17 protein-coding genes and 2 rRNA genes are annotated in these 18014 nt (G+C 64.9%); 14 read left to right on the top strand and 5 right to left on the bottom strand.

The features are described from left to right. The 5 genes from OXF11_20715 to acs form a co-directional block, all read left to right on the top strand. Positions 1-269 (top strand): 23S ribosomal RNA (locus OXF11_20715); the annotation flags it as partial. Between the two features lie 145 nt (positions 270-414). Beyond that, a 5S ribosomal RNA gene (rrf, locus tag OXF11_20720) occupies positions 415-530 on the top strand. Between the two features lie 96 nt (positions 531-626). After that, the gene (locus OXF11_20725) at positions 627-1868 is read left to right on the top strand and encodes a molybdopterin molybdotransferase MoeA (GenBank protein MCY4489512.1); all 1242 of its coding nucleotides are present in this window, start codon (positions 627-629) and stop codon (positions 1866-1868) included. Next, positions 1865-2350 carry a 2-C-methyl-D-erythritol 2,4-cyclodiphosphate synthase gene (ispF, locus tag OXF11_20730; protein MCY4489513.1) on the top strand — a complete coding sequence of 162 codons (486 nt, stop codon included), beginning with the start codon at positions 1865-1867 and terminating at the stop codon, positions 2348-2350. Before OXF11_20725 ends, ispF begins: the two co-directional genes overlap by 4 nt. Before the next feature lie 155 nt (positions 2351-2505). Next, positions 2506-4452, top strand: a complete 1947-nt coding sequence (gene acs / locus OXF11_20735) for an acetate--CoA ligase (protein ID MCY4489514.1) — start codon at positions 2506-2508, stop codon at positions 4450-4452. On the opposite strand, the gene OXF11_20740 is transcribed toward acs, so the two are convergent. Further along, on the bottom strand, positions 4453-5916 hold the full coding sequence (locus OXF11_20740) for an amidohydrolase (protein MCY4489515.1): 1464 nt from the start codon (positions 5914-5916) through the stop codon (positions 4453-4455). 52 nt (positions 5917-5968) lie between these two features. Then, entirely contained in the window at positions 5969-6391 is a 423-nt protein-coding gene (locus tag OXF11_20745) for a hypothetical protein (protein MCY4489516.1), read from the bottom strand. 187 nt (positions 6392-6578) lie between these two features. Here OXF11_20745 and coxB point away from each other — a divergent pair, with 187 nt between their 5' ends. The 9 genes from coxB (at position 6579) to OXF11_20790 (ending at position 13464) form a co-directional block, all read left to right on the top strand. After that, positions 6579-7238 carry a cytochrome c oxidase subunit II gene (gene coxB, locus OXF11_20750; protein ID MCY4489517.1) on the top strand — a complete coding sequence of 220 codons (660 nt, stop codon included), beginning with the start codon at positions 6579-6581 and terminating at the stop codon, positions 7236-7238. 69 nt (positions 7239-7307) lie between these two features. Beyond that, entirely contained in the window at positions 7308-9050 is a 1743-nt protein-coding gene (locus OXF11_20755; protein MCY4489518.1) for a cbb3-type cytochrome c oxidase subunit I, read from the top strand. 20 nt (positions 9051-9070) lie between these two features. Then, positions 9071-10060 carry a COX15/CtaA family protein gene (locus tag OXF11_20760; protein MCY4489519.1) on the top strand — a complete coding sequence of 330 codons (990 nt, stop codon included), beginning with the start codon at positions 9071-9073 and terminating at the stop codon, positions 10058-10060. Positions 10061-10080: 20 nt separating this feature from the next. Next, on the top strand, positions 10081-10959 hold the full coding sequence (gene cyoE / locus OXF11_20765) for a heme o synthase (GenBank protein ID MCY4489520.1): 879 nt from the start codon (positions 10081-10083) through the stop codon (positions 10957-10959). A gap of 182 nt (positions 10960-11141) precedes the next feature. Next, complete coding sequence (locus OXF11_20770) at positions 11142-11798, top strand: cytochrome c oxidase subunit 3 (GenBank protein ID MCY4489521.1); 657 nt, start codon at positions 11142-11144, stop codon at positions 11796-11798. 10 nt (positions 11799-11808) lie between these two features. Continuing rightward, the gene (locus tag OXF11_20775; GenBank protein ID MCY4489522.1) at positions 11809-11985 is read left to right on the top strand and encodes a hypothetical protein; all 177 of its coding nucleotides are present in this window, start codon (positions 11809-11811) and stop codon (positions 11983-11985) included. Further along, entirely contained in the window at positions 11986-12597 is a 612-nt protein-coding gene (locus tag OXF11_20780; GenBank protein MCY4489523.1) for a cytochrome c oxidase subunit 3, read from the top strand. 17 nt (positions 12598-12614) lie between these two features. Further along, positions 12615-12905 carry a cytochrome C oxidase subunit IV family protein gene (locus OXF11_20785; GenBank protein ID MCY4489524.1) on the top strand — a complete coding sequence of 97 codons (291 nt, stop codon included), beginning with the start codon at positions 12615-12617 and terminating at the stop codon, positions 12903-12905. 136 nt (positions 12906-13041) lie between these two features. Then, a complete protein-coding gene (locus OXF11_20790) occupies positions 13042-13464 on the top strand; it encodes a DUF420 domain-containing protein (protein ID MCY4489525.1) in 423 nt (140 codons plus the stop codon). A gap of 25 nt (positions 13465-13489) precedes the next feature. Here OXF11_20790 and OXF11_20795 read toward each other — a convergent pair whose 3' ends face one another. The 3 genes from OXF11_20795 to OXF11_20805 are packed head-to-tail and all read right to left on the bottom strand — an operon-like array spanning position 13490 to position 17834. Beyond that, positions 13490-14572 carry an ABC transporter ATP-binding protein gene (locus OXF11_20795; protein MCY4489526.1) on the bottom strand — a complete coding sequence of 361 codons (1083 nt, stop codon included), beginning with the start codon at positions 14570-14572 and terminating at the stop codon, positions 13490-13492. Next, the gene (locus OXF11_20800; GenBank protein MCY4489527.1) at positions 14569-16779 is read right to left on the bottom strand and encodes an iron ABC transporter permease; all 2211 of its coding nucleotides are present in this window, start codon (positions 16777-16779) and stop codon (positions 14569-14571) included. The genes OXF11_20795 and OXF11_20800 overlap by 4 nt, the downstream gene beginning before the upstream one ends. Before the next feature lie 20 nt (positions 16780-16799). Then, on the bottom strand, positions 16800-17834 hold the full coding sequence (locus OXF11_20805; protein ID MCY4489528.1) for an ABC transporter substrate-binding protein: 1035 nt from the start codon (positions 17832-17834) through the stop codon (positions 16800-16802). Positions 17835-18014 lie beyond the last annotated feature (180 nt).

Raw genomic sequence — 18014 nt, forward strand, 5'->3', positions numbered from 1 at the left:
ACCTGAAGGGAGCTATCCCTAGTACGAGAGGACCGGGATGGACGCACCTCTAGTGTTCCGGTTGTGGCGCCAGCCGCATCGCCGGGTAGCTACGTGCGGAAGGGATAACCGCTGAAAGCATATAAGCGGGAAGCCCACCCTGAGATTAAGTATCCCGGGTCGTAAGACCCCTGAAGGCCCCTTCTAGACTAGGAGGTTGATAGGCCGGATGTGGAAGGCCAGTAATGGTTGAAGCTTACCGGTACTAATTGGCCGTGAGGCTTGACCATATTCACCATTGCTAGTCCGCAGTTTTACCTTCTTCAGTTGTTCATGCGGTTGGTGAGCGTGACTTTGCGAGCATGGGCTCGTCACGCGATTCTCAAGTGAACGGAGACAGACCGCGCCCGGCAGGGGTTCGGTCTTCCAGATTTTCTCGGTGGCGATGGCGGAGGTGTCACACCCGTTCCCATCCCGAACACGGTCGTTAAGCCCTCCAGCGCCGATGGTACTATGGGGTTCCCTCATGGGAGAGTAGGAAGCCGCCGGGATTTTTCAAAAGGCCCGATCTTTCGAGATCGGGCCTTTTTTGTGCCCACTCTCGCACCTGCTTGATTGTCGTTCGCGTTCGGGTGATGATGACGCCTATGACCACGGTGAATGAAGCCGTCGAACTGATTCTGGACACGGTGTCGCCGTTGTCGTGCGAGCGGGTCCGGCTGGACGAGGGGCTGGGGCGGGTCCTGTGCGAGGATGTGCGCTCGGGACGGGACGTCCCTTCCTTCGCCAATTCCGCCATGGACGGATTCGCGGTCCGCTGGAGCGATGTCGCCGGGGCCTCGCCGTCCGCTCCGGTATCCCTCGGGGTGCGCGACGCCGTGGGCGCTGGAAGGGTCTCCCGCAAGCGGGTCCTTCCCGGAACCGCGATCAGGATCATGACGGGTGCGCCGGTGCCGGCAGGCGCCGATGCCATCGTTCGCGTCGAGTATACCGAGACCGCCGGCGAAGGCGTCATCGTGTCTCGCACCGACGGTCAGGGCAGCCATATCCGGCCGGCGGGCGAGGACATCCGCAGCGGCGATCGGGTCCTGGAACACGGCAGGATCCTCGGCGTTCCCGACGTCGGGCTCCTCGCCTCCATAGGCAGACCGAATGTGCGCGTGCGCCGGCGCCCGGTGGTGGCGATCATCGCGACGGGGGATGAGCTCATCGACGTCGGGGACCGGCCGGCGCCCGGAAAGGTGGTCAACAGCAACGGTTACACGCTGTCGTCCGCGGTGGCCGAGGTCGGCGCCGTCCCGAAGTCCTTCGGCATCGTGCGGGATGACCGCGAAAGCCTCACTCAAGCCTTCCGGGCCGCGTTGGCGTGCGACGCGCTGATCACCTCCGGCGGCGTGTCCGTGGGCGACTACGACTACGTGAAGGACGCCTTGGCGGACGCCGGCGTGCGCATGCGCTTCTGGAGAGTCGCCCAGCGCCCCGGACATCCCATGGCCTTCGGCTCGAAGGGCTCCAAGCCGGTGTTCGGTCTTCCCGGCAACCCGGTTTCCTCGCTGGTATCGTTCATCCTCTACGTGCGCCCGTCGCTGCTCAGGATGATGGGCCATGAGAACCTGTTCATGCCGGTAGTGCGCGCGAAGATCGCCCACGACATCAAGACCGCGCGCGGGCTCAAGGAGTTCGTGCGCTGCCGCCTCGACGAGGAGAACGGCCGTTTCCTCGCGTCGAGCACGGGGACCCAGAGCTCCGGGGTGCTGCGCTCCCTGTCGCTCGCTCAGGGCCTCGTGGTGGCGCGCGAGGACCAGACGGTGCTGCGCAAGGGCAGCCATGCGCCGACCATCCTGCTGGATCAGCGGGGGCGGCGGCTGCAAAGGGAGATGGGGTTCTGAGCCCGGGTTACAGGGTGGGCCAGGGCTTCGACATCCACCGCCTCGTGCCCGGCCGGACACTGATGCTGGGCGGCATCCGGATTCCGTACGAGGCCGGCCTGTCGGGCCACTCCGACGCCGACGTGCTGTTGCATGCCTTGATGAACGCACTCCTCGGAGCCATGGGCAAGGGCGACATCGGAACTCATTTTCCGGACACGGATTCGGATTTCGAGGGCGCTTCCAGCGCCGGCCTCCTTGCCCGCGTCCTTGAGATCATGCACGAGGCCGGCTTCGCCATCGTCAACGCCGACGTCACCGTCATCGCCCAGCGCCCTCGGCTGTCACCACACTTCGCCGACATGAGGACCAGCCTGGCTCGCCTCTTGGGGGTGTCCGAGGAGACGGTCAACGTCAAGGCCGGCACCATGGAAGGACTCGGCTCCATCGGGGAGGGCCGAGCCATGGCCGCGCTGGCGGTGGTCTTGCTGCACGGGAGTTAGCGGTCGTGTGGCGGGCTCTCTCCGGTTGCCAACCCGATAGGCGTCTTTTAGAATCCGTTCACCATCAACGTTAACCATCCATTGCGCGATTCGCTGCGCCGCGGCGGCCGGAACGGAAACTTGTCGACGGCGGCGGTGTCCGTCAAGGAGGGATCATGGCAGACGACGCGATCGAAGTCCTGTTGGAAGAGGGAAGGACCTTTCCGCCGCCGGACGAGTTCAGGCAGTCCGGAAACCTGAACGACCCCGGGGTGTGGGAAAAGGCCGACAAGGACCCCGAGGCATTCTGGGCCGAGCAGGCGCGGCAGCTTGACTGGTTCAAGACCTGGGACAAGGTGCTGGAGTGGGACTGCCCGTGGGCCAAGTGGTTCATCGGCGGCAAGCTCAACGTCTCCTACAACTGCCTCGACCGGCACGTGAAGACGGCGCGCAAGAACAAGGCCGCCATCATCTGGGAGGGAGAACCGGGAGACGAGCGGGTGCTGACCTACCGCGACGTCTGGCGCGAGGTGAACAAGTTCGCCAACGTGCTCAAGCAGCTCGGGGTGCGGAAGGGCGATCGGGTGGCCCTCTACCTCGGCATGGTGCCGGAGCTCCTGATCGCCATGCACGCGTGCAACCGCATCGGCGCGGTGCATAGCGTCGTGTTCGGCGGCTTCAGCGCCGAGTCCCTCAGCGACCGCATCAACGACGCCTCGGCCAAGGTGCTGGTCACCGGCGACGGCGGCTACCGGCGGGGCACGATCATCCCCTTGAAGAAGAACGCGGACGAGGCCGTCGAAAGCTCACCCTCCATCGAGAACGTGGTGGTGGTGGAGCGCGTGGGCGGCGAGTCCGGCGCTACCATGAAGGAGGGCAGGGACCATTGGTGGCACGAGCTGATGGCCGATGCGCCGCTGTGGTGCGAGCCGGAGCAGATGGACAGCGAAGACATGCTCTTCAGCCTCTACACCAGCGGCACCACCGGCAAGCCCAAGGGCATCGTCCACACCACCGCCGGCTACCTGTTGGGCGTCTACCTCGCCAACAAGTGGGTCTTCGACATGAAGGAGGACGACGTCTTCTGGTGTGCCGCGGACATCGGCTGGGTCACCGGCCATACGCACATCGTGTACGGGCCCATGGCCAATGGCGTGACCCAGGTGATGTACGAGGGTTCGCCGGACTGGCCGGACAAGGACCGCTTGTGGCGCATGGTGGAGAAGTACGGCGTGACCATCTTCCACACGGCGCCCACGGCCATTCGCACGTTCATGCGCTGGGGAACCGAGTTTCCGGCCGCCCACGATCTGAGCAGCCTGAGACTGCTGGGTTCGGTGGGAGAGCCCATCAACCCCGAGGCCTGGATGTGGTACCACGAGCACATCGGCCACGAGAAATGCCCGATCATGGACACTTGGTGGCAGACGGAGACGGGACACCCGCTGATCACTCCGTTCCCGGGCGTCACCACGCTCAAGCCCGCGTCCGCCACCAAGCCGTTCCCGGGCGTCGAGGCGGACGTCGTGGACGAGCAGGGCAACTCGGTGCCCCTGGGGGGCGGCGGCTACCTGGTGCTGAAGCGGCCCTGGCCGGCCATGTTGCGCACCGTGTTCAATGATCCGGACCGGTACGTGGAAACCTACTGGAGCCGCTTCCCGGGCATGTACTTCGCCGGCGACGGCGCCAAGCGCGACAAGGACGGCTACTTCTGGCTCCTGGGCCGGGTGGACGACGTCATGAACGTGTCCGGGCATCGGCTCAGCACCATGGAGGTGGAGAGCGCCCTGGTGGACCACCAGGCGGTGGCGGAGGCGGCGGTCATCGGCAAGCAGCACGAGGTGAAGGGGCAGGGCATCTGCGCCTTCGTGTCGCTCATCGCCGGCGTCGACAACACGCCGGAACTGGTCGATGAGCTGCGCGCCCACGTCGCCAAGAAGATCGGCGCCATCGCCCGGCCGGACGAGCTCTACTACGCCGCCGAGCTGCCCAAGACCCGGAGCGGCAAGATCATGCGCCGGTTGCTGCGCGACATCGCCGACGGCAAGGCGCTGGGGGACACCACCACCCTGGCGGACCCGACGGTGGTGGCGAAGCTCAAGGAGCAGTACGAGGACGAGTGATCACCCGAATACCCTGAAGTACATCTCGGCCAGGGCCGGTTCCATGACGGCGGCGTCCTGCATTTCCTTGCGGATGGCCGGTCGCAGTGGGTCATAGAGGCGGTTGACCTCGGCCAGGACCGTCGATTCGTCCATTTTCGTGAGGCGACCGCCTTCCACGACCACCTCTCCGTTTACCAGCACCGTGTCCACGGAGCTGCCGTTCTCGCAGAACACGAGCTGCGTGATCACGTCGTTCAGCGGCGTGAACGCGGGCGTGTCGCGTTTCAGGAGCACGATGTCGGCGAGGCGCCCGGGTTCCAGGACGCCGCAGTCGAGGCCGAAGGCGCGGGCGCCCCAGCGAGTGGTCATGGACAGGGCCTGGCGGGCGGTGATCCAGTGGTTGAAGTCGTGGTCGCGGGTGTTGTGGATCAGCGCGGCCAAGCGCATGGCGTCGAACATGTTCTGGTTGTCGTTGGAGCAGGCACCGTCGGCGCCCAGAGCCACGCGGCCGCCCGCGGCCAGAAAGTGGGGGACCGGCGCCATCCCGCTTCCCAGCCGCAGGTTGCTGGCGGGGTTGTGCACCGGCGTCGCGCCCCGATCCACGATGATCTCCACGTCCTCCGGTTCGATCCACAACGAGTGGGCGGTGGACAGGTTGGGCCTGACGATCCCAAGGTCGTCCAGATGCTTCAACAGGGTGGTGCCGTAGAGTCTGGGTCCCATGAGTGACTGGGACTTGGTCTCGGCGAGATGAATGTGCAGCGGCAGGCCGCGTTTCTCCGAGATGGCGGCGACGCCCTGAAGCAACTCGTCGGTGCAGCGCTGGACCGCGGACGGCCCCGGGCAGCAGGTGGTCAGCCGTTCCGGGTCGTGAAGTTCGTCGATGAACGCCTCGATCTCGTCCAGCCAAGCCTGAGTGTCCTTGGTCTCGGCGCTGGTCATGCGGCTCACTTCGCCGCTGGTGGTGTCTTCGTTGGGGGAATCGATGGGGACGGTGGACTCGTAAGCCCGGTCGGTGACGGTCAGGGGCACCACGTGGCGCAGCCCCAGGTCGCGCATGGCGCGGATCGCCGCGCCCGCACCGGTGTAGCGGCTGTTCTGGTTGCCGAAGTAGTGGTCCAGCATGGTGGTGCAGCCGGTCTTGAGCATCTCCATGCCGCCCAGCAACGCGCTGATGTAGAACACCTCGTCGTCGCAGGCGCGCAGCGCCGCGCGCCAGTAGGCACGCCAGATCTCCAGCGGGCGCGCGGGCATGAGACCGCGGAAGATGTTGGCCGGAGAGTGGCCGTGGGAGTTCACCAAGCCGGGAATGGCGATGAAGCGGCTTCCGTCGATGACCCGGTCGCCGTCCTCGCGGGGACAGTCCTCGGCCGGGCCCACGTACTCCAGGCGGTTGCCGTTGACGACCACGGCCCCGTCCTCGATGACCTCGTCCCGGTCGTTCATGGTCACGATCCACGCGTGCTCGATCCGTTGTTTCATGTTGCCGGCCTTTCCGCTTCGAGTTGGACCATTCCCCGCGTCCACCCGGGCCCTACAGCAAGCTGAGAAGAAGAACGAGGACGCCCAGGACCACGTTGGCCACCAGGAGGCGCGTCCAGGGATCCCGTCCGTCCAGTGGACCTTCCGCGGGCGGCCGGTACCGGAAGGCCTGAAGGCCGTGGTTCACGATCATTACGGCCGTGAGCAGCGTCTTCGTCGCGAATGCAAGGAAGGCGCCCGAGGTCGGCGCGGCATATCCCGTCAGCCAGACGCCGCCGATGCCCGACACCACGGTCACCGGCGCGGCCACCGCGACGACGGCGTTCAAGGCGCGCCCGGCCCGCCTCAGCGTACGCGCCCGTTCCGCCGCCGGGAGCGAGCGGCTGGCGGGCAATAATATGCCCAGGAAGAGCACGTTGACGCCGAGCCAAACGCTGAAGGACATCATGTGGAGCCAGGGCACGAGAACCTGCAAGGGTACTCCCTTCCGACGTGAGTGAACCTCTGGATTCCCGGAGGGTTATATCGGACCGGGCCGGTTGCCGCTACCTTTTCCGGTGCGCGAACGGCTCCGGTGGCCGGCCCACCGCGTACCGTCTTGATACGCGGTGGTTCTTGTGTTAGGCAAAAAGCCATTCCAGGAGGAGGGGCTCGAACTTGCCATGATGAGTTGGTTGCCAGAGAACGTGTCCACCTACGGGGGTCAGATCGACTACCTGTTCTATCTCATCTACTACATCACGGCCGCGGCGCTGATCCTCGTGACGGTGTTGATGGTGGCCTTCCTCATCATTTACCGGCAGAGGGAAGGCCGGAAAGCCGTTTACACCCACGGCAACACCGCCCTGGAACTCACCTGGACGGTGATTCCCGCGGTGATCCTCGTCATGCTCTCCTTCATGAGCATCTCCACTTGGGGAGAGATCAAGATCTACGCACCGCCCGCCGAGTATGAAGTGAGGGTCGTCGGCAAGCAATTCAACTGGGATGTCTTCCATCCTGGCCCCGACGGCAAGCTGGATACCAAGGACGACATCAAGATCGAGAACGAGGTGCACGTCCCCGTGGACAAGGTCGTCCATGTCCAGCTCCAGGCGTCGGACGTCATCCACAGCTTCTTCGTGCCCAGCTTCCGGGTCAAGCAGGACGCCGTCCCGGGACGGAACATCCTCGTATGGTTCGAGGTGACCAAGCCCGGCAAGTACGAGCTCCCGTGCGCGGAGCTGTGCGGGTTCGGGCACTCGGGCATGCTCGGATGGGTGATCGTTCACACGCCGGAAGACTTCGACAAATTCCTCAAGGAAAACGAGAACCAAGGCTGATCCCGCCCACCCGCGGGCGCAGGCTCCCGCAGGGAGCGCGTCCTTGACGGCGGAGGAGGAACAACAAGGATGAGCGAAGCAGCGGCATCGGCACACGCCGATCACGGAGCCCACGAGCCGGCGGGCTTCTGGTCCCACTACGTCTTCTCGACCGATCACAAGATGATCGGGCGGCAGTTCCTCTTTCTGGGACTGTTCATGCTGATCATCGGCGGGCTCCTCGCCATGTTGATCCGCTGGCAGCTTGCATGGCCCGAGACCGAAGTGCCCGGCCTGGCGTGGGTACCCGAGCCAACCATGTACGAGGGGATCATCCCGCCCAGCACCTACAACATGCTGTTCACCATGCACGCCACCATCATGATCTTCTTCGTGGTGATGCCCATCATGGTGGGGGGATTCGGCAATTTCCTCATTCCCATCATGATCGGCGCCAAGGACATGGCGTTCCCGCTGCTCAACCTGCTCTCCTTCTGGGTCGGCGCCGTGTCCGGCGTGATCATGCTGGCGAGCTTCTTCGTGGTCGGGGGTGCCGCGTCCGGCGGCTGGACCTCCTATACGCCGCTCACCGGCGCCGCGGTCTACACCGGGGTTAACTGGGGCATCAACCTGTGGGTGCTGAGCCTGTTCGTGCTGGCCTTCTCCTCGCTGATGGGCTCCATCAACTACATCACCACCATCATCAACATGAGGGCGCCGGGCATGACCTACTTCCGCATGCCGCTGTCCCTCTGGTCCCTGTTCATCACCGCGATCCTGCTGCTCCTGGCCCTGCCGGTGCTCACGGCAGCCTTGGGCATGCTCTTCTTCGACCGCGTGTTCGCCACCAACTTCTTCCTGCCCGCGGGCGGCATGCCGCTCCTGTGGCAGCATCTGTTCTGGTTCTTCGGGCATCCCGAGGTGTACATCCTGGTGCTTCCGGCCATGGGCGTGACCTCCGACATCCTGTCGGTGTTCTCGCGCAAGCCGATCTTCGGCTACCGGGCCATGGCCTACTCCATGATCGCCCTGGCCTTCCTCTCGTGGGTCGTGTGGGGCCATCACATGTTCATCAGCGGCATGAACCCGCTCCTGGGAACGGCGTTCATGCTCACCACCATGGTGATCGCGGTGCCGTCCGCCATCAAGACCTTCAACTGGCTGGGGACCCTGTGGGGCGGCTCCATCCGCTTCACGGTACCGTTGCTCTTCGCCATCGGCTTCGTCTCCAACTTCGTCATCGGCGGCCTGAGCGGCATCTTCATGGCGTCCACGCCCGTGGATATATTCATCCACGACACGTATTTCATCGTGGCGCACTTCCACTACGTGGTGGCCGGCATCATTTTCGCCATGTTCGCCGCCATCTACTTCTGGTTCCCGAAGATGTTCGGGCGCATGACGAACCATACCTGGGGCGTCGTCCACTTCATCGGCACCTACGTGTTCTTCAACCTGACGTTCTTCCCCATGCACTTTCTGGGCGTGGGCGGGCACATGCGCCGGATCTACAACCCCATGCAGTACGAGTACCTGGAGCAGTTCGGCGACATGAACGTGTTCATCACCATCAGCGCGTTCTGCCTCGCCGTCTCCCAGATCCCGTTCGTGGTGAACTTCCTCTGGAGTCTTTTTGCCGGCGAGAAGGCGTCCGAGAACCCCTGGGAGGCCAACACGCTGGAGTGGATGGCTCCCTCGCCGCCGCCCCATGGAAACTTCGCGACCACGCCGCAGGTTTACCGCGGCCCGTATGAGTACAGTTCTCCCGAGGTCGAGGAAGACTGGCTGCCGCAGACACGGCCGTTGGGCGCCGCCGCCGCAACGGGTCATTGAGGCTTGGGAGAGGTAGCGGGATGGCCAACGCCTGGCTCCATCGGTTGGCGCTGACCACCGCCGGGACCACCCTGTTTCTGCTGTTCGTCGGCGCCCTTGTCACGAGCAAGGGCGCGGGGCTCGCGGTTCCCGACTGGCCGACGACCTTCGGTCACAACATGTTCCTGTTCCCTTGGGCACGGATGGTGGATGGGGTGTTCTACGAACACAGCCACCGCTTGGTGGCGTCCGGCGTCGGTTTCCTGACCCTGGTGATGGCGGTGTGCCTCTGGCTCAAGGAGCCGCGGGCGTGGCTGCGCCGGTTGGGAATCGCGGCGCTCGTGCTCGTCATCGTACAGGGGATCATCGGTGGCCTCCGCGTGGTGTGGCTGGAGCAGGATTTCGCCATCATCCACGCCGGGCTCGCCCAGGCGTTCTTCGCCCTGATGGTTTCCATGGCGCTGTTCACGTCGCGCGCGTGGCGCGAGGCACGGCCGGGCACGGTGTTGCCCTCCTCGCCAAAAGGAGCGCCGGCAGGATCGTCCGCCGACGCCGAAGGAGTGACGCGCGCGGTGCCGGCGGCCGGATGGACGCTGTTCCAGTGGTTCTGCCTTGTGGCCACGCTGTCGATATACGTTCAGAGCCTGCTGGGAGCGGTCATTCGCCACACCGGCACCGGCGTGGTCGTGCACGTGCTCATGGCGCTGTTGGTGACCCTCCTGGTCGGCGTGCTGGTGCTCAAGGCGCTCCAGGTCGGTGAAGAGGCGCCGGTGTTCCGCTCCCTCGCATTGTTCCTGGGAGGGCTTCTCCTCCTCCAGCTTGGCCTGGGCACCGCCTCGTACGCCGCGCGTTTCCTGGCCATCGGCGCGGCGTGGCAACCCGGGATGACCGTCGCCGTGACCACCGGTCACGTGGTGACCGGCGCGCTGATGCTGGCGGTGAGCGTGGTGATGACCCTGTGGGCGTTTCGCCGGCTTGGGGCGGGGCTTCCCGCCATGGACGGGGTGGTCTCCGAGAGGGTGCCCGCGTGACTTTGCGAACGGAAACATACGTGGTCGGGCCGTCCTACGCCCGCCGGCTGCTCGACTACCTGGAGCTCACCAAGCCGCGGCTCGTGCTGATGGTGCTGATGACCACGCTGGTGGGCTTCTACATGGGCTCGGAGGTGTTGCCGGACTATCTGGCGTTGCTGCACACGGTGCTCGGCACGGCGCTGGCCGCCGGCGGCACGCTGGCGCTCAACCAGTCGCTGGAAGGCGACATCGACGCCGCCATGGAACGCACCCGGCACCGGCCGATCCCCGAGGGCCGCGTACAGCCCGCGGAGTGTGTTCTGTTCGGAAGCGTCCTGGTGGCCGCGGGGCTGTTGCTGCTGATGGTGGCCGTAAACGTTCTCAGCGCGCTTCTGACCGCCATCATCTCGGTCACCTACCTGTTCCTGTACACTCCCTTCAAGCAGAAATCGTCGGTGTGCAGCCTTATCGGCGCGGTTCCCGGAGCGTTGCCACCGGTGGTAGGCTGGACCGCGGCCCAGGGCACTCTCGGCCTGGAGGCGGCGATCCTGTTCGGTGTGCTCTACCTTTGGCAGATCCCCCACAACCTCGCCATCGCGCGGCTCTACCGGGAAGATTTCCTGCGCGCCGGCATCCGGTTCCTTCCTGTGGTGGACGTGGAAGGAAGAAGCACGGGCCGGCAGGCGATCAGCCACTGTCTGGCGTTGCTGGTGGTGAGCCTGATGCCCACGCTGACGGGATTCGCGGGCGGGATTTACTACTTCGCGGCCATGGCGTTGGGGGCGGGATTCCTCGTCTACGCCATCCGGCTCGCGACGTTGCGGTCGGTGACGAGCGCGCGGCATTTGCTCTTCGCATCCCTGTTCTATTTGCCGCTGCTCTTCGTCGCCATGGCCCTGGACAGGATACCGGTCTGATATGGATTCGACCCCCGGCAGTCGCAGTCGTACCAGGCGCTTCGGTTTCGTGATCGCCGCCGTCGTGGTGGGTTACATCCTGGCGACCGTCGTCTTCCTGGTGGTCTATTAGGACGATAATGTGCATGCGTGTGCCCATGAAGAAGCGGGTTTGCGGTTCGACTTACTGACGGAAAACGCCGATGACAAGCGAAGCGGCAGCGAGGGTGGCGAGAGAGGACGTGGCGGACGTCACGGCTCCGGTGCCGGCCTTTGGCGAGGGGCCTCCGCCGCCGTCCCGGCCGGAGCCGGTAATCAGCAACGCGCGCCTCGGTCTGATGATGTTCATCGGCGCCGAGGTGATGTTCTTCGCCGGGCTTATCGGCGCGTTCCTGGTCCTGCGCTTGAGCAGCGAGGTGTGGCCGCCGGTGGGACAGCCGCGGCTGCCGGTCTGGATCACGGGGTTCAACACGTTGGTGTTGCTCTCCAGCGGCGTGGCCATGCACCGGGCCTGGCTGGCCGCGAGTGCCCGCGAACAGGTCCGCTTGTCCGGCTGGCTGCTCGTGACGGCGGTGCTCGGGGCCGTGTTCCTGACCATCCAGGGTTACGAATGGGTGCGGCTGATCGGATTCGGATTGACCATGCGCAGCGGCCTCTACGGCTCCACGTTCTACGCCCTCATCGGCCTCCACGGACTGCATGTCCTGGGAGCGCTGGTATGGGTGGGGGTGGTGTGGATGCTGGCCCGGCGCGGACGCTTCGCCGCCGGGCACGCCGTCGGCGTGGAAACGTGCAAGATGTACTGGCTGTTCGTGGTGGCCCTGTGGCCCGTGCTCTACGGCCTTGTGTACCTGTACTGATGGTCTGACCATGGAAACCGAGCGCATCGCCGAAGCCTTCAACTGGACCGTGGTGTTCCTCATGGCCATGCCCTATTTGACCCTGGCCGGTTGCCTCGGCTGGATCGTCTATCGCTATACGCGCGCGCAGAAGACGCGCGAGGGTCGGCGGACCCGGCTTCAGATCGTCAGAAAAGGAGAATGCTAGATGAGTCAGGCAGCGACGTTACATCGAGACCCCGCGGAGTCTCCGCTTACCCCGGAAAGCTGGGGCAAGCTGGGCATGTGGATATTCCTCTGCGGCGACGCGATGACCTTCGGGACCCTCATCGTGACCTTCGGCATCATGCGCATCGCCGCGGACAACTGGCCGGTGCCGGCGGAAGTGCTGGGCATCAACCTGACGGCGTTCATGACGTTCTTGCTGATCTGCAGCAGCGTGACGATGGTGCTGGCCCTTTCCGGCATCAAGCGCGGGAACATGCGGGAGTTCCGGAAGTTCATGCTGCTCACGATCCTCGGAGGGACCGCGTTCCTGGCGTGCCAGGCCTACGAATGGACCCATCTCATCCATCAAGGCGTGACCATCGTGGAGAACAAGTACGGTTCACCCGTGTTCGGCGATACGTTCTACATCATGACCGGCTTCCACGGCATGCACGTGTTCGGCGGCGTCGTCTACCTCGTGGTCATCATGGTAGGGGGCCTGACCGGCCGCATCCATCCGGGCAACTCCTCCGTGGTGGAGATCGCCGGCCTCTACTGGCATTTCGTCGACCTCGTGTGGATTCTGATCTTTACCTTCGTCTACCTCTTGTAGGATACGGGAGACCATCCATGGCAGATACAGCAGCAGTCCATAACGAAGCGCACGCGGAGCCCAACTATCTGGCCGTGTTCGCTTGGCTATTCGTCCTCACGGTGGTGGAGGTGGGGGTGATCTTCCTGCCGGTACCCTGGCTCATGATCGCGGGGTCGCTCGTGATCATGGCCTTGGTGAAGGCGTCACTCGTGGCCATCTACTTCATGCACCTCAAGTTCGAGAAGGTCGTGATCTGGTGGATCGCCGTGATCCCGCTCATCCTCTGCGTCTTCCTCATCTTCATGCTCATTCCGGAGCTCGCTTGAAGCAGGGCATCGGGCCGAGGTGCGGGGCGGACTCAAGGCCGGCCGCCGCACCTCGGCGCCCTCGCGAACGAGAGGATTCTCTGCCGCCTTCCACTGGCTCCGATGACCGGCGCCCCGGGCGCCGCCGGCACCTCCATTGATCCCGGTTACCTCGCTCCCTCACCTGAACGCCCTGCTCAACTCCGCCAGCGCCATCCTGTTGCTGACCGGCTATTACTTCATCCGGCGGCGCAACATCGCCGCGCACCGCCGCTGCATGCTCGCCGCTCTGGGCAGCTCCGGCCTGTTCCTGATCTCGTACCTGATCTACCATTTCAGCGTCGGATCGGTCCGCTTCCAGGGCACCGGCTGGATCCGCCCCGTGTACTTCGCGGTGCTCGTCTCCCATACCGTTCTCGCCACCGCCATCGTGCCGCTGGTCCTGCTGACCGTCGTGCGCGCCTGGCGCGAGCGGTTCGACAAGCACCGCGCCATCGCGCGCTGGACCCTGCCCCTGTGGCTCTACGTGTCCGCCACCGGCGTCGCGGTGTACTGGATGCTGTACCAGACCCCACACTAGCCGTTGTCGTCCTGATGCGAGCGGGCTACTGACCCTCCCGCTTCTCCAGCAGCGTCACGCCGCGATCGCGAAAGCCGATTCGTACAGTAGATCCCGCTGGGACCAACCTATCGAACTGGTAATCCGCCACGAAGATCTCGCCGATCTCGGTGTCCAGCGTGTATTCCACATGATTGCCGAGGTAGGTGCTCTTCGACACCGTGCCCGTGAGTCCGGTTCCGTCCTCGCTCGTCCCCACGATCACCGCTTCCGGGCGAACCGCGAGCTTGACCGGGCCGGCCGGCAGATCCCGGTGGGGCAGGCGCAATTCCACCCGATCCCCTACGCGCACGGTGGCGTGGTTGCCGTCGCGGGCGATCAGTTCGGCGTCGACGACGTTGGCATCGCCGATGAAGTCGGCGACGAACAGGTCGCGGGGGCCTTCGTAAAGCTCGACGGGCGCGCCTTCCTGAGCGATCTCCGCGTTGCGCATGACGATGATCCGGTCCGACACCGCGAGCGCTTCCTCCTGGTCGTGGGTGACGTAGACCGTGGTCAGGCCGAGGTTCTGCTGCAGCTCCCGGATCTCCTCGCGCACCCGTCGCCGCAGCTTCGCGTCGAGGTTGGACAACGGCTCGTCGAACAGCAGCACCGTCGGCTCGAGGACCAGGGCGCGCGCCACGGCGACCCGCTGTTGCTGTCCGCCTGAAAGCTCGCTGGGAAGGCGTTCGCCGTAACCCGAGAGGCCCACCAGCTTCAGTCCCTCTTCGGCCCGTTCCCGCGTCTCCGCCTTCGCCACCCTGCTGACCGAGAGGCCGTAGGACACGTTCTCGAACACGGTCATGTGCGGGAACAGGGCATAGGACTGGAACACCATGGAGACGTCCCGCGCGCTGGCCGGCAGGCGCGAAACGTCTTCGCCGCCTATGAACACGCTGCCGGCGGTGGGCATCTCCAGGCCGGCGATGAGGCGGAGGGTCGTGGTCTTGCCGCAGCCGCTGGGTCCCAGCAGGGTCACCAGGGCGCCGGCCTGGACCTCGAAGGAGATCCGGTCGACGGCGACCACGGGGCCATAGTGCTTGCTCACGCCGTCGAATCGCACCGCGGCGGCCTGTCCCTTGATGCTCATCCCACCGCTCCTCCCGCGCCGAACGCGATGTTTACGGATTCCTCCCGGCGGCCGATGCGGCGTTCACCCACCACCATCTGTATCAGCAGGATCACTACCACCATGACCACGATCAGGACCGAGCTGTAGGCAATGGAGAGTCCGTAGTCGCCGTTCTCCACCCGGCCGATGATGTAGGACGTAGCCATGTCGTAGTTGGCGCTGACCAGAAAGATCACCGCACTGATGGCCGTCATGGCGCGCACGAAGCTGAAGACCAGGGCGGCGATCACAGCCGGGCGAAGCAGTGGCAGGACGACCTTGCGGACGGTGACGAAGGAGCTGGCGCCCAGTGTCAGCGAGGCCTCGTCCAGACTCTTGTCGATCTGTGTCATGGCGGCTATCCCGGCGCGCACGCCCACCGGCATGTTCCGGAAGATGAAGCAGATGACCAGGATGATGCCGGTGCCGGTGAGCTCGATGGGCGGCACGTTGAACGCCAGGATGTAGCCGACGCCTATGACGGTGCCCGGTATCGCGAAGCTCAACATGGTGCCGAACTCGAAAGCGTGCTGGCCCGCGAACTTCTGGCGGATCAGCAGATAGGCGGTGAGCAGGCCCACCGCCGCGGTCAGAGGGGCGGAGATCAGGGAGATGTAGATGGTCGTCCAGAACGAGTTCCAGGCCGCGCCCGACCAGACCAGGCCGCCGGTTCCGGTGGTGATGGAGAAGGCGTCGATGTAGTGGCGCAGGGTGAGGCTGTGATCCCGGCCCCAGAGCTCGACGAAACCGCCGAACATGATCATGAAGTAGATGACCGCGGTCAGGCCGGCCCATGGCAGGGCCGAGCCGTAGGCCAGCCAGACCACCCGCTTGGGCAGCGGGACGTGCAGGCCGGCATCGCCTTTGCCCGTTACGGTGGCGTAGGACTTCTGTCCCAGCCAGCGCTGCTGTGCCCAGAACGCGGTCAGGGTGAAAGCCAGCAGGATGATGGCGAGGACCGCGGCCCGTCCCTGATCGTTCTGCGCCCCGACGATGGCGAAGAAGATGGACGTCGACAACACGTCGAAGTTGCCGCCCAGCACCAGGGGGTTGCCGAAATCCGCGAGGCTTTCGATGAAGCCCACGAGGAAGGCGTTGGCCAGACCCGGACGCATCAGGGGCAAGGAGACAGTCGTGAAGGTGCGCCAGTTGCTGGCGCGCAGGGTTTGCGAAGCTTCTTCCATCGAGGGGCTGACCCCCTCGACCACGCCGATCAGCACCAGGAAGGCGATGGGCGTAAAGGCCAGCGTCTGAGCCAGCCAGATGCCGGGCAGTCCGTAGATGTAGCGTCCCGGCGTCGTTCCCGTGATCGTCTCGATGGCTTGGGTTACCGTTCCCGAAGCTCCGAACAGCAGGATGATGGCGAGGCCGATGACGAAGGGCGGGGTGATGATCGGCAAAACGCTCAGCAGGCGCAGCAATCGCTTGGCCCGGAACCCGGTGCGGGTCGCCAGCAGGGCGAAGGCGAGACCAAGGACCGTCGTGCTGGCCCCGACCACGATGGCCATCCACAGGGAGTTCCAGGCGACGCCGCAGTTGACGTTGGCGGTCAGGCAACCCAGTCCCCAGATGTCGTGGCTGAACAGCTTTTCGACGAATAGGTAGGGTACGAAGTTGTAGTCGTTGTCCTGGAAGGCGCTGGCCAGGATGCGGACGACCGGGAAGAAGATGAAGGCGGCTACCAGCGCGATCACCAAGGCAATGGAGCCCACGACGAAGCCGTCGCCGTTGATGGCCCCGCGCGCGGCGATTCCCTGCGCGAACAGGAACAGGAAAGAGGCCGATACCAGCAGGGCGCCGTAGCCCATGCCGAACTGACGATCGTCGAGAGGACCGAAGAGCGCCTCCAGAGTAGCGTACTCCCAACCGCCGATGCCGATCAGGAACCCCTGGCCCAGGAAACAGACGATGCCGAAACTACCAGCCGCCAGCAGGACCGTGGAGAAGAGCGGATCCGTGCGCGGGCGCCACAGTGCCGCCAAAGGCGCCGCCAGCGGCAACACGATCGGCGCCAGCCACCAGCGGCCGTGGAGGAGAATCTGGAGAAAGGCCGGGGCCGCATCGGCCCCGGCCGGGTAGTCGAACAGCCAGGCGAAGGACCAGAACCCGTCCTCCACGCCGTACCAGGGGAGGAGCACATAGCCGCCCCAACCCACGGCAAGCCAAAGCGCGGCGGGCCGATTCATCGCCTCAGTGGGTCAGACGCTCAACGCGGCAGCGTGGAGACCTCGTCGTCCCACTTCTTCAACAGCCGCCGCCGTTCCGCCGACGACCCGTACTTCTTGAAGTCGTAGTCGATCAGCTTGATCTGGCTCAGGTCCGGCGCCTGCGGCGGCGGAGTGGCCTTGGCGTTGGACGGCACCTGGTAGGCCTTGGCCTGCGCCGCCATGGTCTGGATCTTCGGATCCAGGGCGAAATCCACCCATTTCTTGGCGCTCTCCGGATTGCGGCCGCCCTTGATGATGCTCACCGAGCCGATCTCGTAGCCGGTGCCCTCGCAGGGCGAGACGATCTTGATGGGGAAGCCCTTGACCGCCTGGGTCACCGCGTCGTGCTGGAAGACGATGCCGATGGTGGTCTCGCCCCGGGCCGACGCCTTGATCGGGGCCGAGCCCGACTTCGTGTACTGGTTGATGTTCTTGTGCAGGCCCTTCATGAACTCGAAGCCCTTGTCCTCGCCGAACACCTGGATGATGGTGGCCAGCGTGGTGTAGGCGGTGCCGGAGGAGTTGGGATTGGCCATCTGGACGTGCCCCTTGAACGCGGGCTTGGTCAGGTCCGCCCAGCACTTCGGCGTCGGCAACTTGTGCTTCGCCAGGAGCTCGCTGTTGTAACCGGCGCCGAGAGCGCCGGCGTAAATGCCCACCGTCTTGTAGCCGGACTGCTCGGCCTGGCGCCGCGCCCAGTCCTGCAGTTCGGGCAATCGCGGTGATTTGTACTCTTGCGTCAGGCCCTCCTCGGCCGCCTGCAGGTGCGGGTCGCCGGTGCCGCCCCACCAGACGTCGCCCTTGGGATTCCGGCGTTCCGCCTTGATCTGGGCGAAGGTCTCGCCGGAGCTCTTCCGGGTCATGGCGACCTTGATGCCGGTGGCCTTCTCGAACTCCTTGACCATGAGCTGGCACCACTCGATCTGCGGGCTGCAGTACAGGGTCAGCTTGCCCGCGGCAAAGGCCGTGTTGGCCGTTGCCGCCACCAAGCCGGCGATGGCGAAGGCCACGAGTGACAAGTGGAGACGTTTCATAAGGCTGTCCTCCCGTCGTTGTGCTTGGCACAGGGTTGTTAGATGCGCTCAAATGGCCGGACGGCGTCGTCCGTATTCTCCAGCCACGAATCTCATCGAGCCACGAATACAGCGTTTATCGAGCCACGAATACAGCGGCGACGTTACCACACTTCGCGAGGTCTTTGTAACATCCTCGCC

Source organism: Deltaproteobacteria bacterium (assembly GCA_026712905.1).
Lineage (GTDB): Bacteria > Desulfobacterota > Binatia > UBA9968 > JAJDTQ01 > JAJDTQ01.

Coding starts and splice junctions, on each gene's coding strand:
- OXF11_20725 (MCY4489512.1), top strand. CDS start 627: ATGACCACGGTGAATGAAGCCGTCGAACTGATTCTGGACACGGTGTCG.
- acs (MCY4489514.1), top strand. CDS start 2,506: ATGGCAGACGACGCGATCGAAGTCCTGTTGGAAGAGGGAAGGACCTTT.
- OXF11_20740 (MCY4489515.1), bottom strand. CDS start 5,916: ATGAAACAACGGATCGAGCACGCGTGGATCGTGACCATGAACGACCGG.
- coxB (MCY4489517.1), top strand. CDS start 6,579: ATGATGAGTTGGTTGCCAGAGAACGTGTCCACCTACGGGGGTCAGATC.
- OXF11_20755 (MCY4489518.1), top strand. CDS start 7,308: ATGAGCGAAGCAGCGGCATCGGCACACGCCGATCACGGAGCCCACGAG.
- OXF11_20760 (MCY4489519.1), top strand. CDS start 9,071: ATGGCCAACGCCTGGCTCCATCGGTTGGCGCTGACCACCGCCGGGACC.
- OXF11_20770 (MCY4489521.1), top strand. CDS start 11,142: ATGACAAGCGAAGCGGCAGCGAGGGTGGCGAGAGAGGACGTGGCGGAC.
- OXF11_20775 (MCY4489522.1), top strand. CDS start 11,809: ATGGAAACCGAGCGCATCGCCGAAGCCTTCAACTGGACCGTGGTGTTC.
- OXF11_20780 (MCY4489523.1), top strand. CDS start 11,986: ATGAGTCAGGCAGCGACGTTACATCGAGACCCCGCGGAGTCTCCGCTT.
- OXF11_20785 (MCY4489524.1), top strand. CDS start 12,615: ATGGCAGATACAGCAGCAGTCCATAACGAAGCGCACGCGGAGCCCAAC.
- OXF11_20795 (MCY4489526.1), bottom strand. CDS start 14,572: ATGAGCATCAAGGGACAGGCCGCCGCGGTGCGATTCGACGGCGTGAGC.
- OXF11_20800 (MCY4489527.1), bottom strand. CDS start 16,779: ATGAATCGGCCCGCCGCGCTTTGGCTTGCCGTGGGTTGGGGCGGCTAT.
- OXF11_20805 (MCY4489528.1), bottom strand. CDS start 17,834: ATGAAACGTCTCCACTTGTCACTCGTGGCCTTCGCCATCGCCGGCTTG.